The 14,779-nt window shown below is 39.2% G+C and carries 9 protein-coding genes; 7 read left to right on the top strand and 2 right to left on the bottom strand.

Going from position 1 to position 14,779, the window contains the following annotated elements; translation table 11 throughout:
* The first annotated feature begins 104 nt into the window (after positions 1–104).
* The gene (locus F580_RS0108145) at positions 105–1,043 is read left to right on the top strand and encodes a Dyp-type peroxidase (protein WP_019027221.1); all 939 of its coding nucleotides are present in this window, start codon (positions 105–107) and stop codon (positions 1,041–1,043) included.
* A 143-nt stretch (positions 1,044–1,186) separates the two neighbouring features.
* Here the strand turns inward: F580_RS0108145 and F580_RS0108140 are convergent, their stop codons facing one another.
* On the bottom strand, positions 1,187–2,119 hold the full coding sequence (locus F580_RS0108140; protein ID WP_019027220.1) for a hypothetical protein: 933 nt from the start codon (positions 2,117–2,119) through the stop codon (positions 1,187–1,189).
* A 472-nt stretch (positions 2,120–2,591) separates the two neighbouring features.
* Here F580_RS0108140 and F580_RS0108135 point away from each other — a divergent pair, with 472 nt between their 5' ends.
* Positions 2,592–4,427 carry an acyl-CoA dehydrogenase C-terminal domain-containing protein gene (locus tag F580_RS0108135; protein ID WP_019027219.1) on the top strand — a complete coding sequence of 612 codons (1,836 nt, stop codon included), beginning with the start codon at positions 2,592–2,594 and terminating at the stop codon, positions 4,425–4,427.
* Positions 4,428–4,809: 382 nt separating this feature from the next.
* Here the strand turns inward: F580_RS0108135 and F580_RS0108130 are convergent, their stop codons facing one another.
* A complete protein-coding gene (locus tag F580_RS0108130) occupies positions 4,810–5,517 on the bottom strand; it encodes a TetR/AcrR family transcriptional regulator (protein WP_019027218.1) in 708 nt (235 codons plus the stop codon).
* 247 nt (positions 5,518–5,764) lie between these two features.
* Here F580_RS0108130 and F580_RS0108125 point away from each other — a divergent pair, with 247 nt between their 5' ends.
* The 5 genes from F580_RS0108125 to mraZ all read left to right on the top strand — a co-directional run bounded on the left by F580_RS0108125 (position 5,765) and on the right by mraZ (position 14,758).
* Entirely contained in the window at positions 5,765–8,089 is a 2,325-nt protein-coding gene (locus tag F580_RS0108125) for a TonB-dependent receptor (RefSeq protein WP_019027217.1), read from the top strand.
* 207 nt (positions 8,090–8,296) lie between these two features.
* Entirely contained in the window at positions 8,297–9,754 is a 1,458-nt protein-coding gene (locus F580_RS0108120) for a M20/M25/M40 family metallo-hydrolase (protein ID WP_019027216.1), read from the top strand.
* A 57-nt stretch (positions 9,755–9,811) separates the two neighbouring features.
* Complete coding sequence (locus tag F580_RS0108115; RefSeq protein ID WP_019027215.1) at positions 9,812–11,494, top strand: long-chain-fatty-acid--CoA ligase; 1,683 nt, start codon at positions 9,812–9,814, stop codon at positions 11,492–11,494.
* Entirely contained in the window at positions 11,491–13,644 is a 2,154-nt protein-coding gene (locus tag F580_RS24190; protein ID WP_019027214.1) for a glycoside hydrolase family 5 protein, read from the top strand. Before F580_RS0108115 ends, F580_RS24190 begins: the two co-directional genes overlap by 4 nt.
* A gap of 655 nt (positions 13,645–14,299) precedes the next feature.
* Positions 14,300–14,758, top strand: a complete 459-nt coding sequence (gene mraZ / locus F580_RS0108105; protein WP_026301330.1) for a division/cell wall cluster transcriptional repressor MraZ — start codon at positions 14,300–14,302, stop codon at positions 14,756–14,758.
* Positions 14,759–14,779: the final 21 nt, after the last annotated feature.

Raw genomic sequence — 14,779 nt, 5'->3', positions numbered from 1 at the left:
AAGACATTATTTATTGTGTACAATGCTATACCCAAGCTACATCTTGAAGTTGTTTGGGTATAAAATAATAATTTTGTAACAAAATACGTTAACAGGGAAGGGAAATGGCTAGAGAACAATTTGGTATTTGCGCTGAACCAAACTTGCATGGTAATTATCTATTATTCAATGTACTTGATGATAAAAATGCTTTTATTCGTGCAGCAATCTCTCGTTTACCTAAGTTATTTGACAACTATTCTGAGCAGTTTTCTGAAGCAAACTTAATTGGCGTTGTCGCTATTGGTGAGGCTTATTGGGATGAATTTTACCCTCGAGCACGTCCCGCTTTATTAGCACCATTCCCGGCAATGCATCGTGATGACAGAGTTGCACCAACCAGTAGTTATGATATTTATGTTGAGATACGTAGTGATCGCGCCGATGTTAATCATATTGTTAGCACGAAAGTATTCCAATTATTGGGTGATAGTGTTGAGTTAATTGAACAAGTGCAAGCGTTTAGGTTTTTAGATGGCAGGGATTTAACCGGTTTTGTTGATGGTACCGAAAACCCCCAAGGCCTACACCGCCGAGAAGTAGCGTTAGTTAAAGAACAAGAGGATGCTGATTTTGCTGGCGGCAGTTATTTGCATACTCAGCGATATCAACATAACTTGGCGCTTTGGGAGTCATTGGCTGAACACGAACAAGAAGATGTTTATGGTCGCACTAAAGTCGATAATGTTGAGTATGACAGTGCAGACAAAGCCTTAACCGCACATACTAAGCGTACTAGCCTTAAAGATGAGCAAGGTAATAGTCTTGAAATTGTCAGGCAAAGCATGCCTTATGGTGACATGAAACGTAAGGGACTATTTTTTGTGTCGTATTGCCATTCACCTAAACCATTTGAGATCATGCTTAGCAGTATGATTCATGGCGATGCTCATGGTAATTCTGATCATTTACTTAAATATACCCAAGCTGAAACGGGCAGTGCCTTTTTTGCGCCGAGTTTAACCTTTCTTGCCCACGTCGCTGAAATTGACTCAAGCTTTTAGTGTCTTAACTTAGGAAGGCAAGCTTAGGTAGGCAAGCTTAGGTAGGCAAGCTTAGCCGCAACGTTAGCGGTAAAAAAAACTGCTTTATAAGCTGACCTTTACTTATCTACTCGTCACTCGACTTGCTCTCCTGAGTGCACTCATCATTGCTCCGATATAACTTCGTGGTAATTCTCGGCGATATAATGGCCTTGATTAATTGCTAGCTCAGACTCAGGGGCTAGTTTTCCTAAAGGTAATAATGCTGGGCCGGTCGGCTCAGCTAATAAATAGTTAACCCCTTGATGTTCAATGGTTACTTCTCCAACCTCCCCAGAAATATTAATACCAATAAAAGCATGGCCATCAATATAAACAAATACCATCTTTATACGTGGCATTAACGCCCTCAGTAAGGTGGCAGTTAAGGTCATTTTACTATCACAATCTCCTTGGTTCTCCCACAGTAACTGCAGCGGCGGATTAAAACCCGCACCAGAAGATGTTAGCCTAGATTCTAAGGTGCTGTATGGAATGCTCTGTACAAAACCCAAGACATAATCGCTCGCTTTACGGATATTCTCAATAGAGACTTTATCTAAAATGATAGGTTTTAATGATTTTAAATCAGCGACTGAGTGATTAGCAATGCTGACGTGGTCAACTTTAATACCACTGATTTGTTCATGATTAGTAAAAGCTTGATAGTAATTATCTTTAAGGTATTTACTCGTTACCTGATCTTGAACTTGAGCTAAGGTTTGATAAGCTTTTGCTACTTTTACTTTATCTACACCTCGAACTTCAATAAAAAAATCATCTCGCTTTTGGCGATAAAAAATCTGTACACCTTGAATCGGATTTTTTTTCAGCTGCTTTTTAATGCCGCGAAGAATGGTTTTTTTCGCATATATGCCTTGATAGGTTTTGAAACTTCTAAAACGATCAAAGAGTCCTGCTTGCCCTAAGGTAAAGCTAATCGCTTGTTCAACGTTACTGTGATCAAGCCATTGATAATTAAATTGATAGCCTTGCTTTAGTTGCGTTTTATTAAAGCTCAACTGTTGTGCTGGAGTTTTAATGGGTATCAAGAGCATTAGCACTGCTAGGCTGAATAAGCATAGACGCTTGGTCAGATATGAGCGTGTAAAGGGAGAGATCACGTTATTTTCTACTCTTTAGTGGGGGTCAGTGGCGGTTAGTTAAAGGTTCAGCTGAACCTACAGTCTTTTGCTTGTTAACACAGTCATTAAGTTGTCCGATAAGCTGTGTGCGCTAAGTGGGTTTATTAAGCCTGCTTGTTAAGCGCTTATCCATGAAGTCAGTTTAATTAAAATCTATAACAGTAATAAGAGTATAACCCTTAATAATACCTTAACTTAGTTTTGTCGTTATTAGTACTTTTAGCAAAATACAGACTATAAATTACTCATGTTAGCTTCAGAGGTAAAATAATAAAGTCTGATTGATGAATAGCACTTTACTTTGTCTTGAGTTATATTGTATTCAAACAAGTGTTTTAATTGTGTGTTTGCCACACTATAACCCCAATTCTAGAGAGGAGTCACCATGGCTGAATATAGAGCGCCATTAACGGATATGAACTTTTTATTATATCAAGTCTTTAATGCCGATAAAATGTGGCAACAATCACCGCAACTTAATGAACAGGTAGATAAAGAAACAGCAATAGCAATACTTCAAGAGTGCTCAAAGATTGCGGAAAAAGAAATTGATCCCATTGCTCGCCAAGGTGATGAAATAGGTGTCAGCTTTACCCTGAATGAAGATGGGCCGGGTGGTCAAGTGACCACTGCACCGGGCTATAAAGAGGCTTTTAACACGTTCGCAGAGGGTGGATGGTGTGGACTTGGTGGTGATGTTAATTATGGCGGCATGGGCATGCCAAAAATAATCACTGCCTTTATGGAAGAAATGTTATGCAGTACCGATATTTCTTTCGCTCTGTATCCAATATTAACTGCAGGTGCTGCCTTATCATTGGCCAAACATGGTAGTGAAGAGTTGAAACAACGCTATTTAACTAAGTTATATAGCGGTCAGTGGTCGGCTTCAATGTGTCTCACCGAAGCTCACGCAGGTACGGATTTAGGTATTATCCAAACTAAAGCAGTGCCACAAGAAGATGGTAGCTATAAAGTTAGTGGCAGTAAAATATTTATCACCGGTGGCGATCATGATCTCACCGAGAACATTATCCACTTAGTACTGGCCAAATTACCTGATGCACCAGATGGTCCTCGTGGCATATCTCTGTTTCTAGTCCCTAAGTTTAATATCGATGAAAACGAAAACCTAGGCCAGAGAAATACCGTTAGCTGTGGTTCTATTGAAGAGAAGATGGGTATTCACGCATCGGCCACTTGTGTGATGAATTTTGATGGCGCGCAAGGCTTTTTAATTGGTGAGTTAAATAAGGGCTTAGCCTGCATGTTTACCATGATGAACTTTGAACGTATTGGCGTTGGCATTCAAGGTCTGTCGGCAGGTGAACGTTCTTATCAAAATGCATTGGAATATGCGAAAGACCGTCGACAAGGTAAAGCTTTAGATGCATCAACAAAAGCAATAAAAAAACCTGATTCAATTATGGTGCATGGTGATGTACGCCGCATGTTATTAAATATGAAGGCATTTAATGAAGGCTCTCGTGCGCTTAGTTGTTACATTGCTCAACAACTTGATTATGCAACTTTTGGCTCTGGAGAGGAGCAACAAAAAGGTGAAAAGTTGTCTGCCTTGATGACACCATTAGCGAAAGCGTTTTTTACTGACTTAGGCTTTGAAAGTGCCGTTGCGGGTCAGCAAGTACTTGGTGGTCATGGCTACATTCGTGAATGGGGACAAGAGCAATTAGTCAGAGATGCCCGGATCTCGCAAATTTATGAGGGTACCAATGGCATTCAAGCCATGGACTTACTTATGCGTAAAGTCATTGCCACTAAAGGGGCTTTAATTCAGGTATTTATTAAAGAAGTAACTGATTACATCGCTTTGCAACAAGACAACGAGGCAATGACTGAGTTTCTTATGCCGCTTGAAAGTGCCTTAACAGATCTGAATGGAATATCTGAACTATTATTAACAAAATCCGCTGATGATTTAAATGAAATTGGCGCAGCCGCGAATGATTACCTACATGTTTTTGGTTATACCGCGATGGCCTTTGTTTGGGCTAAAATGGCGCAAGTATCCTTGTTAAAACTCAATAACCTTGAAAGTGATAATGATGGCCAAGGTGAATACGGCGTTGATTTTTACCAAAGTAAATTACATACCGCACGTTATTACTTTGCCCGTTTACTACCGCGACGTTTGTCGTTATTAGCGACAATTAAGTCGGGCTGTCATACTTTGTTTGCGATTAATGATGACTTATTTTAATCCGTTAAAATAGTTCTTTCGGGTGGTTTTTACTTTTGTTAAAAACTAACCCGAATTACTTTTGCCTGCTATACGTTGTTGAAATATTAATGCAGTCTTGCTGTGCAAACTTTCTTAACGATAAGTCACTTTGACTAGGTTTATTTAATATACCTTCTTTAAATTGGCTTGAGTACCTTTGGTAAGCCACTCACTTTAACTTACCGCTGCCTGTTTTTTATAAAAGTAAATGAGGCGACAACAATCCTGACAAAGGGGAAGTGAAGTGATGAAATGGAACAAAGCCGCTTAACTGGAATGTCTAAATCTAGTTTACCACCTCAACACTGACCGATTTATCTTGTTATTCAAAAGATCTTAAAAGACTTTAAGGCGTTATCTATCATTTAGCTGAATCTTCAAATTTAGAAAAATAATCGCCTAAATAACTCATCACCACTATTCGAGCTTCATCTTTATAAGAGGCTGTAATTTCACCATGAAGACTTAAGCTCCTGATATATATAGTTTTGGTAATATCGAGACTTAAAGCCAATTTTTCTGGTAACTCCTCTAAATCAGCCTTTCTATAAAGCAGAGCAAAATAACCCTGACACCAATAACCGAGTCGGGTAAATCGTGAAGCGGTGTATTCACGAACACCAGAAGAGTGATAAACGCTTAAAAATAACATTTCACTGATTTTATTATGCGTATAAAAATCATAAGAACAATCAATTATTACCGAAGCAAGATCTTGCCAAGTACGTACCTCTATCTTATCAATCGCTTCAGGTACCGTATGAAAAATACGTATTAAGTGCTTCTCTGCCATGACAGAAAATAACGCTCCCATACTTGGAAAATATTGATAAACAGATGCAGAAGATATGTTCGCTTTTTCGGCTATTTTATGAGAGCTAATTGAATCTATTCCGATCTCTAAGACAAGTTCTTCTGCGGCTTCTATTATTGCATTGAACTTTACTTTGCCACGTTCCTGAATGGGTATCTTGGCAATATGCGAAGCTTCCATTTCATGAATATAGCTATTTTGTGCAATTGCGGTAGCCGCTTCAACTGCGGTGATTGTTTTTGCAAGTTTACTCAAAATAAATGGCCTCTTATTGCTAGCTAATAGATAAATAATACGGGTGAAAGACGAGGACTAATTATATAACTTGCCTAAAACTATTTACACCAATATATGATATTTACCACATAATACACCCTTTTATGTGACAATAGTTATATAAATTGACTCGTTATGTGACAGGTGTTATGTTTTATCGCAGTATTAATCTATAGATATAAAAAATGATTAAAAATAAACACTGTCTTTTAAAAGGTAAGAAACAATGAAGTCATTTATAAAAACTAAAATAGCCGTAATGATTACCACTGCTTTACAACTATCAAATGCCATGGCTGAAGAAGCGCCAACGTTGGCTCCTGAAAACGTAACAGCAGGTCTTGAAATTATTCAGGTTACCGCACAAAAACGTGCCCAAAGTATCCAAGATGTTTCTTCTGCTGTGACTGCTTTAAGTCCTGAAAGTATTGATAATGCTCAAATATTTCAATCTCAAGACTTAACTAAACTTGTGCCTTCGTTAACCTATACACAGGGCAACAGTTCTCGTTCTTCATCTTTTAATATTCGTGGTATTGGCACGCGTTCATATAGTTCAGCGGTTGAACCAAGTGTTTCAACCATGGTTGATGGTGTTGTTTATGGTCGTTCAGGCATGTCAGCGATGAATTTACTCGACGTTGAGCGCGTTGAGGTTTTACGCGGTCCACAAGGCACTTTATTTGGTAAAAACGCTTCCGCTGGTGTTGTTCATATAATGACTAAAGCACCCACCGAGCATTTTGAAGTCGACTTTATGGCTGGCTTTGATGACAGCCAAGAATATCGATATGGTATGAGTGTTTCCGGGGCATTAACGGATTCAGTTAAAGCCAGACTAACGGCGCAAGCATTAAATCGCGACGGCTATATAGAAAATATCCACCCTGATTATACGGGTGAGGATATGAACAGTGAAGATAGCTGGAGTGCTCGCGGCAAAGTATTGTGGAATATCAATGACGATATTGATGCTACCTGGGCATTTGATGCATCAGAAAGTCGTGGTGACTGCTGTGTTGGTACCGCTCGTGCTGATAACACTGTGCCACAATGGGGCTTTACTGGCGGATTAATTCCAGCTTACGTGAGTGGCTTACTCGGTATCGAACCCTCTGAAACGAATTTAAAAACCAATGACGAGACCGAATACTACTCAAACTTTAAAAGTACGGGTAATGCCCTAACGGTTAATTGGAATGTTGGCGACTATACGTTTACTTCGATTACGGCTGCTCGTGCATGGGATGTTGAAGAAAGCCAAGGTGATGGGGTTCCTGAATTAAACTTAGCATTAGCCGGTTTATGGGATGGTATGCCTTACTTAGATACAAACCGTGGTACATCATCTCAAGAGCAATTTTCACAAGAATTAAGAATTGCTTCACCTGTCGATCAATTTATCAGTTATGTCGCCGGTGTTTATTATTGGGATCAAACCCTTGAGCGTAATTTTGAACGTAAAGAAATAAACCAAGGCATTTTCGGGGGCGTGCCACCAGTATATAACCACGGTGATTTCGCTGCAGAAGTTGATAGTACCAGCTTGTCAGTATTTGGTCAGGCAACCATTAACTTTAGTGATTCATTACGCGGTATTGTCGGCGCACGTTTTGTTGATGAAGAGTTAAGTTATACCTTTAATCGTGATGATTTATCAATGCCAGCCAATGGTTTAGCTGACTCAGGCTCAGATAAAGCAACGGATAGCAATTTCACTGGCAAAATTGGCCTTGAATACAACGTATCAGAAGATATGATGACCTATGCTAGTTTCTCTCAAGGTTATAAAGGCAAGGCTTTCAATGTACTTTACGATATGAAATCAGCAACCACTTTTGAGGTTCAACCCGAAACCAGTGATGCCATTGAGTTAGGCGTAAAAGCCATTTGGTTAGACAATACTTTAGTCACTAATATTGCCCTGTTCAGTACAAAATATAAGAATTACCAAGCACAAGCAGGGATAGTTCCTGAAGGGTCTACCATTGCAGAATCGCATTTAGTCAATGCCGGCGCAGTCAGTACCGAAGGCCTTGAACTTGATTTTCAATGGCTAGCAACCGATAACCTATCCTTTGCTGGTGGTGCTGCGTACACAGATGCTGTGTTAGATGACTTTAAAAATGCGCCATGTGGCAGTGCACAAGACTGTTCGGCAACGGGTGGCTTTCAAGATGTTTCCGGCGGTCAAATGCCTAATGCACCTAAGATCAAATTTAATATCGGTTTAACTTACGATATATATACTGACAGCTTACCGTTTGATATGGCAATTCATGCTAACTATCAATGGCAAGACGATGTGTTATTTTCGATAGACCAAGACGCTAATAAGATTCAGGAAGCGTATGGTACCAGCGATATTTCATTCAACTTACGTGATAAAGACGATGTATGGAGCGCTAAAATCTATGTCAACAATGTAACTGACGAGCAATATGCTAGTTATATTGGTGATACATTAGGTTATGCAACATCGTATTCTCAATTTATTTCTCGCAACGCACAACGCATAATTGGCGTAGAAATAAAACTACATTTCGAATAACTAAAAACGCCTTAACAGGATTAAGCAGCTGAGCTAATGGCTACAAGCAATTGGCTCAGATTATACCAAGTCCATTAAGTTAGCTCTCGCTGAGTAGGAAGAAACTTATTGGCATTGGTATTATTGCTTAATTTTTTAATCTTAGAAAATTAAGCAATAATATTAAACAGATTCACTATTAACATTAAATTTTTGGAAAAACTTATCATGAAAAAATGGCAAATGTTTTTTGGATCATTGGTGTTGTTATTGTCAGTGCTTTTATTCAATACCTTAACTTTTGGTCAGGTTGAAAAAGCGAATGTCGCACAAGTAACCATTAACCTTGATGAACAGGTAGCCGTGGCTCATATGGCCAAGGCGATTACCTTTAAAACTATCTCTTATCGAGATAGAGTGGTCGGTCAGCCATTTATCGACTTTATTGCCTTTCTTGAAGTAAGCTTTCCAAAAACCTTCGACCAACTAGAAGTCACTAAAATCAATGATTATGCCTTAGTATTGAAATGGCAAGGCAGTGATGACAGTTTACTGCCAGCCTTAATGCTGGCGCATAGTGACGTTGTTCCAGTAGAGCCTAGTTCATTAGAACAATGGCGCTTCGAGCCTTTTAGTGGCGAAATAAAAGATGGCTTTATTTGGGGGCGCGGCGCCTTAGACGACAAAGCAAGCCTGATTAGTTCGCTTGAAGCGGTAGAGTTTTTACTCTCTCAAGGCCATCAACCTCTGCGTAGTTTCTATTTTGCTTTCGGCCATGATGAAGAAGTGGGTGGCGAACTTGGCGCGAAAAAAATAGCTAAGCATTTTGATTCACTCGATTTGAAATTTGCCTATATTGTTGATGAAGGAGGCCTTATTGCCAATGGCATGGTGCCTGGCGTTAGTAAACCTGTGGCACTGATAGGACCTGCTGAAAAAGGGTTTGTTACCTTAGATATATCGGTAACGTCTGCGGGTGGACATTCTTCAACGCCACCTAAACATTCTGCTGTTGGGCGTTTAGCAACCGCCATTGCCAAGCTGGAAGCTTTTGATTTTGAGGTGGATTTATCGGGCGTGAAAAACATGGCTTATGAACTCGCCGATGACCTGCCTTTTGCTCATAAACTGGTGTTTGCTAATACCTGGCTATTTGCCCCTGTACTTGAATATGTGCTCACCCAAAAGCCAGAACTTGCCGCAGGTATTCGTACCACTATAGCGCCAACAGTTTTTAACGCCGGCATTCAAGAAAATATATTGCCCACTTCTGCTACCGCCCTGGTTAATTTTAGAATATTACCCGGAAATTCGATTGAGCAAGTTATTGCAACGGTAATCAATGTTATTGACGATGACCAGGTAACTATTAAGCAACGCCAAGGCGGTTTTGGTAGCGAACCCTCGAAAGTGACTAATACCAACTCAGCTCCTTACTTAGCCATGAAAAAATCAATCCAGCAAGTGTTAGGACAAGACAATATCGCCATTGCCCCGCGTATTGTGGTTGGCGCTACCGATACTCGTCATTTCAATCATTTGAGTGATAACAGCTTACATTTTGTCGGTATCGATTTATCAAAAGATCAATTAACCGGTATTCATGGTATCGATGAAAGGCTTTCCATTAAAGGTTATATCAATGCGATTAAAATTTATGTGCAAATGATTAAAAACAGCGATTAGTTTTCCCCTGTTCTACCAAATAAAGTAGCGCAATATAAAGTGATGAGAAATATAGTAATGACAAACCAAGACAGTACACTAAACCACTTATGGCTTGATAAAAGTTACCCTAGCGATGTGCCTCATCAAATAAATCCAGATAAGTACACGTCGTTAGTGGAACTTTTTCAATGTTATACGACCAAATATAGTAATAAAACGGCCTTTATCAATATGGGCGCTGAATTATCTTATCAACAATTGTATGCTAAAAGCAGGGTGTTTTCTGCGTATTTACAAAACGAATTACAGTTAAAAAAAGGCGATAAATTTGCCATTATGATACCCAATACCCTGCAATACCCCATTGCATTGTTTGGCGCGTTAATGGCAGGTTTAACCATAGTTAATGTTAACCCTTTATATACCGCGAGAGAATTACAACATCAGCTCAGTGACTGTGACGCTAAAGCTATTCTTATTATTGAAAACTTTGCCGGGACACTGGCCCAAATAATTGATAAAACAGCGATAGAAAAAGCTATCGTCACTAAGGTGGGAGACTGCTTAGGTAGCGTAAAAGGGCCCTTGGTCAACTTTGTTACGCGTTATATTAAAAAATTGGTTCCTCAATACCAACTAAATAACAGCATTGGTTTTAAAGAAGTGATGCGCTTAGGAGAAAAACTACCATTTTCGCCGATTGAAATAACCGGCGATGATTTAGCTTTTTTACAATATACCGGTGGCACTACTGGTGTGGCAAAAGGCGCGATGCTGACACATCGCAATATGATTGCTAATATCGAGCAAGCAAAAGCTATGCTAATGCCGCTTTTTATTGAAGGAAAAGAAAGGGTTGTTACCGCTTTACCGCTTTATCATATCTTCGCGCTTACCGCTAATTGCCTGTTGTTTTTAACTATCGGCGGAACCAATTTGTTAATAACTAACCCTAGAGATATTAAAGGCTTTATCAAAGAGTTATCTAAATATCCTTTCACTGCACTCAGCGGTGTTAATACTTTGTTTAATGCCTTGCTAAAGAGACCTGAATTCTCAAGACTTGATTTTTCTAATTTAAAGCTATCTTTAGGAGGGGGCATGTCTGTTCATCAAACTGTTGCTGAGCATTGGCAGCAAGTCACCAATAGCTGCCTGCTAGAAGGCTACGGCTTAACCGAAACTTCGCCTATTCTTACGGTGTGTCCTTATAATCAAAAAGCCTACAACGGCTCTATAGGCATTCCCGTACCATCCACTGACATCAAGTTAATTAATGATGCAGGAGAAAGCTGTGCTATTGGCGAATGTGGTGAATTACTTGCTCGTGGCCCGCAAATTATGAAAGGCTACTACAAACTCGAAGCCGCGACTGCAGAAGTGTTAAATGATGGTTGGTTAGCTACGGGCGATATAGCTACTATGGACGAACACGGTGTGTTTAAAATAGTCGATAGAAAAAAAGATATGATCATAGTGTCTGGTTTCAATGTTTACCCTAATGAAATCGAAGATATAATGACGTTACTTGATGGCGTGGATGAAGCGGCGGTTATTGGTAAACCACATCCAATTTCTGGTGAGACAATTAAAGCTTTTGTCGTTATCACTAACAAAACAATAAGCAAACTCGATATTATCAACCACTGCAAAACAAATTTGACCAATTACAAAGTGCCTAAAGAGATAGAATTCGTTGCTGAATTACCTAAATCTACCGTGGGTAAAATTCTAAGAAAAGAACTGAGAGACAAATGAAAATAACCTCAATTAAAAAACAGTTTTCACTGCTAACCTTTTCATTGTTAGTTACAGTCGCTTCGCTTTGTTCAATGTTATTCTCTGTATCGAGTTTAGCAAGTACTCACGCCGCTGACTCAGTTACAGCAAGCCAGCAGCCTGCTTCATTAAAAATATCGACGCATAAAGGGCAGTTTATTGATCAATACCATCGCACCATCATTTATCGTGGTATTAATCTGTCGGGCAGTAGCAAATTACCCTATACAACGGACTGTAAAAATAAAACAAGCTTTTGTAAAAATGTGTCATTTGTTGGACGCCCTTTTCCACTCGATAAAGCCGATCGCCATTTTGAACGCCTTCAATCATGGGGCTTTAACTTTATTCGTTTAATTGTGACCTGGGAAGCGTTAGAGCATGCAGGGCCAAAACAATACGATAACGACTATATCAGTTATATCAGACTGATTATTATGAAGGCCAAAACCTATGGCTTTACGGTATTAATAGACTCTCATCAAGATGTTTGGAGCCGATTCACCGGTGGCGATGGGGCGCCTTTATGGACACTAGAAAAAGTTGGCTTTAACATCGATAACTTTAAAGCGACTAATGCTGCGTTAACTTATAACGATCCAAACGAAAAAATTCCAACCATGATCTGGCCAACTAATTACACCAAATTGGGGGCAGCTACCATGTTCAGTTTGTTTTTTGCCGGTAATGATTTTGCCCCTAAAACAAAAATCGATGGTATTCCTGCCCAAGATTTTCTCCAACAGCACTATATTGGTGCTTTTGTTCATTTAGCAAAAGCCATTAAAGATTTAGACAATGTTGTTGGCTTTGATGTGATGAACGAACCTCACCCTGGTTATATCGGTCAAGCGGACTTAACTACTTACACGCGTTTCCCATTGAAAAATTTAGCAACACCTACGCCAGCTCAATCCTTGGCCTTAGGAGCTGGTTATAGTGTCGAAGTAGCGAATTGGAAGGTTGGCTTGCTAGGTTTAGAGCAAGATGGCACCACAATAGTAAACAAAGACAACCTCAGCGCTTGGACTGAGCCAGCGAAAGATGTTTGGCTTGAAAATGGTCTTTGGCAGAAAGAAGGGGGTAAATTCACCCTTCCCAATGAACACTATTTTAGTCAAATTAATGATCGCAAGGTTAACTTTACTCAAGATTATTATGTACCATTTTTACTTGATTTTACCCAAGCAATACGTGCCGTGATGCCTGAAACGTTAATGTTTTATGAAAACCCCTTTACCAGCGAGATGCCAAAAATAGATCACCTTGAAAATGTCGTCAATGCCACCCATTGGTATGATCAAATAACCTTAATTAAAAAACGTTATTTGTCTTGGGTGACACTTAATTTATCAACAGGAAAACCGGTATTTGGTGAAAAAGACATTGATAGTTATTTATCTGGCAAACTAGAGCGAGTGATTAAACATGCTCACTTTTTAGGTGATGACGCACCAACATTAGTGGGTGAATTGGGTATTCCTTTTGACTTATCAAACGGTGCCGCTTTTGAGAAAAATAGCCAAGGACAATGGGATTTTAGTGAACAAAACTTAGCATTAGACCGAAGTTTAAGAACGATGGAACGTGCATCGGCAAATTACTCGCTGTGGAATTACACGCCAGATAATAGTAATAAACGAGGTGATATATGGAACGGGGAAGATTTATCTATTTTTAGCCCAGATCAAGTAGACCCTACAATCAAAAATGATATCAATAATGGTGGTCGAGCATTACGTGCGGCGGTACGTCCATTTGCCTCAGCAATAAATGGCCATATTGAAAAAACCTCATTCGATATGCAAACAGGGCAATACAAATTACAGTTCAGTTCAACGCCTTTGCACAAAAATAATGTGCCGACAGTCATTCACTTACCCGCTTTATATTATCAAGCAGGTTTTGATAGTGAGCTTTCTGATGGTGAGTTAACAGCAACGGACGATCCGAGTATTTGGCATTATTTCAAATCAAACGAGCAGAGTTTACATGAATTAATGATTGTACCTACCGTCGAAATGGCGCGCGTTTCAGAGGGAATATGGTGGAAAACAATCTTGGTAAGCATACTGTTTATTAGTTTGTTAGTGATATTTTTTAGTAGGAAAAAATTAGCTAATAAGTGATAAGTAATAAAGGTTAATTAGTTTAGCAGTCCTGAAACAGGCATATGTATGGGCACTCTAAAGTAAACTATTACCCAAAATACATTGATATTTTCTAATTAAAGCTCAGGATTTTTGCTTCTGGCCTGATTTTAAAGCGGGAAGTTGGGCGGCTAAAGGGGTTTAAGCTCTCGGCAACCGCAACCCTCGATTTTTTTTTTAATAAACTGGGTTAATAAACGATGCTAATTAACCCTACTTAGGATTTATTTTTAGTCGGTATATCATGACAGCCCAAGTAAAGATGTTGGTGTTTATCCAAATATTTTGTTGTGGAATTATGATCTTGTCTTAGCTCCACGCTTATGGGTTCCACGTTTACTACTAAAAACAGCAAATAATAGACAATTCCTCCCCTAAAATAATTGTTTTAACCCTAATGCAGGGATTGCCTACCACAAAAGTCCACAATTTCATCTACTTCCTCACAAGTCTTAATTTTACTGGTGTTATAGCCAGTATGTCGCTGGTTGTTTTTCCTTTTCCTGACTTGACATAACCTTGCTTTTTTCTCTAAACTGTAGCAATGTGGAAAAAAGTGGATAAATGTGGATCTTGTAATCACACCGCCAACCGATTGATTATTAATTAACCAAAAAGTGAAGTGACAGCAGATATGTTCAGAGGCACTAGCGCAATTACGCTTGACAGCAAAAATAGGATAACGATACCAACAAAGTATCGGGAAGAGCTATTTGCTGATTGCCAAGGAAAGATGGTTTGCACTGTTGATATTCAACAAGCCTGTTTATTGCTTTACCCGCTAGCTGAATGGGAAGAAATAGAATTAACCTTGGCGGGATTATCGAGTATTAATCCGCAAGAGCGGTTATTCAAACAAATTATCTTGGGTAATGCTAGCGATTGTGAAATGGATAAAAATGGCCGGTTACTCCTTAATGGCCCATTAAGACAACATGCTAATTTAGAAAAAAACATCATGTTAGTAGGGCAACTGAATAAATTTGAAATTTGGCATGACACTGCATGGCAAACGCAAATGCAGCAAGGTATTAGCAAAATACAAAGTGGCGAAATTGAACTGACGGAACGTTTGCTCGACTTGTCTCTTTAAGTATCACTGAAATAACTTCAT

It is taken from the genome of Colwellia piezophila ATCC BAA-637, assembly GCF_000378625.1.
Taxonomy (GTDB): domain Bacteria; phylum Pseudomonadota; class Gammaproteobacteria; order Enterobacterales; family Alteromonadaceae; genus Colwellia; species Colwellia piezophila.
This window is presented reverse-complemented; position numbering and strand designations above follow the sequence as displayed.

Coding starts and splice junctions, on each gene's coding strand:
- F580_RS0108125 (WP_019027217.1), top strand. CDS start 5,765: ATGAAGTCATTTATAAAAACTAAAATAGCCGTAATGATTACCACTGCT.
- mraZ (WP_026301330.1), top strand. CDS start 14,300: ATGTTCAGAGGCACTAGCGCAATTACGCTTGACAGCAAAAATAGGATA.
- F580_RS0108135 (WP_019027219.1), top strand. CDS start 2,592: ATGGCTGAATATAGAGCGCCATTAACGGATATGAACTTTTTATTATAT.
- F580_RS0108115 (WP_019027215.1), top strand. CDS start 9,812: ATGACAAACCAAGACAGTACACTAAACCACTTATGGCTTGATAAAAGT.
- F580_RS0108120 (WP_019027216.1), top strand. CDS start 8,297: ATGAAAAAATGGCAAATGTTTTTTGGATCATTGGTGTTGTTATTGTCA.
- F580_RS24190 (WP_019027214.1), top strand. CDS start 11,491: ATGAAAATAACCTCAATTAAAAAACAGTTTTCACTGCTAACCTTTTCA.
- F580_RS0108140 (WP_019027220.1), bottom strand. CDS start 2,119: ATGCTCTTGATACCCATTAAAACTCCAGCACAACAGTTGAGCTTTAAT.
- F580_RS0108145 (WP_019027221.1), top strand. CDS start 105: ATGGCTAGAGAACAATTTGGTATTTGCGCTGAACCAAACTTGCATGGT.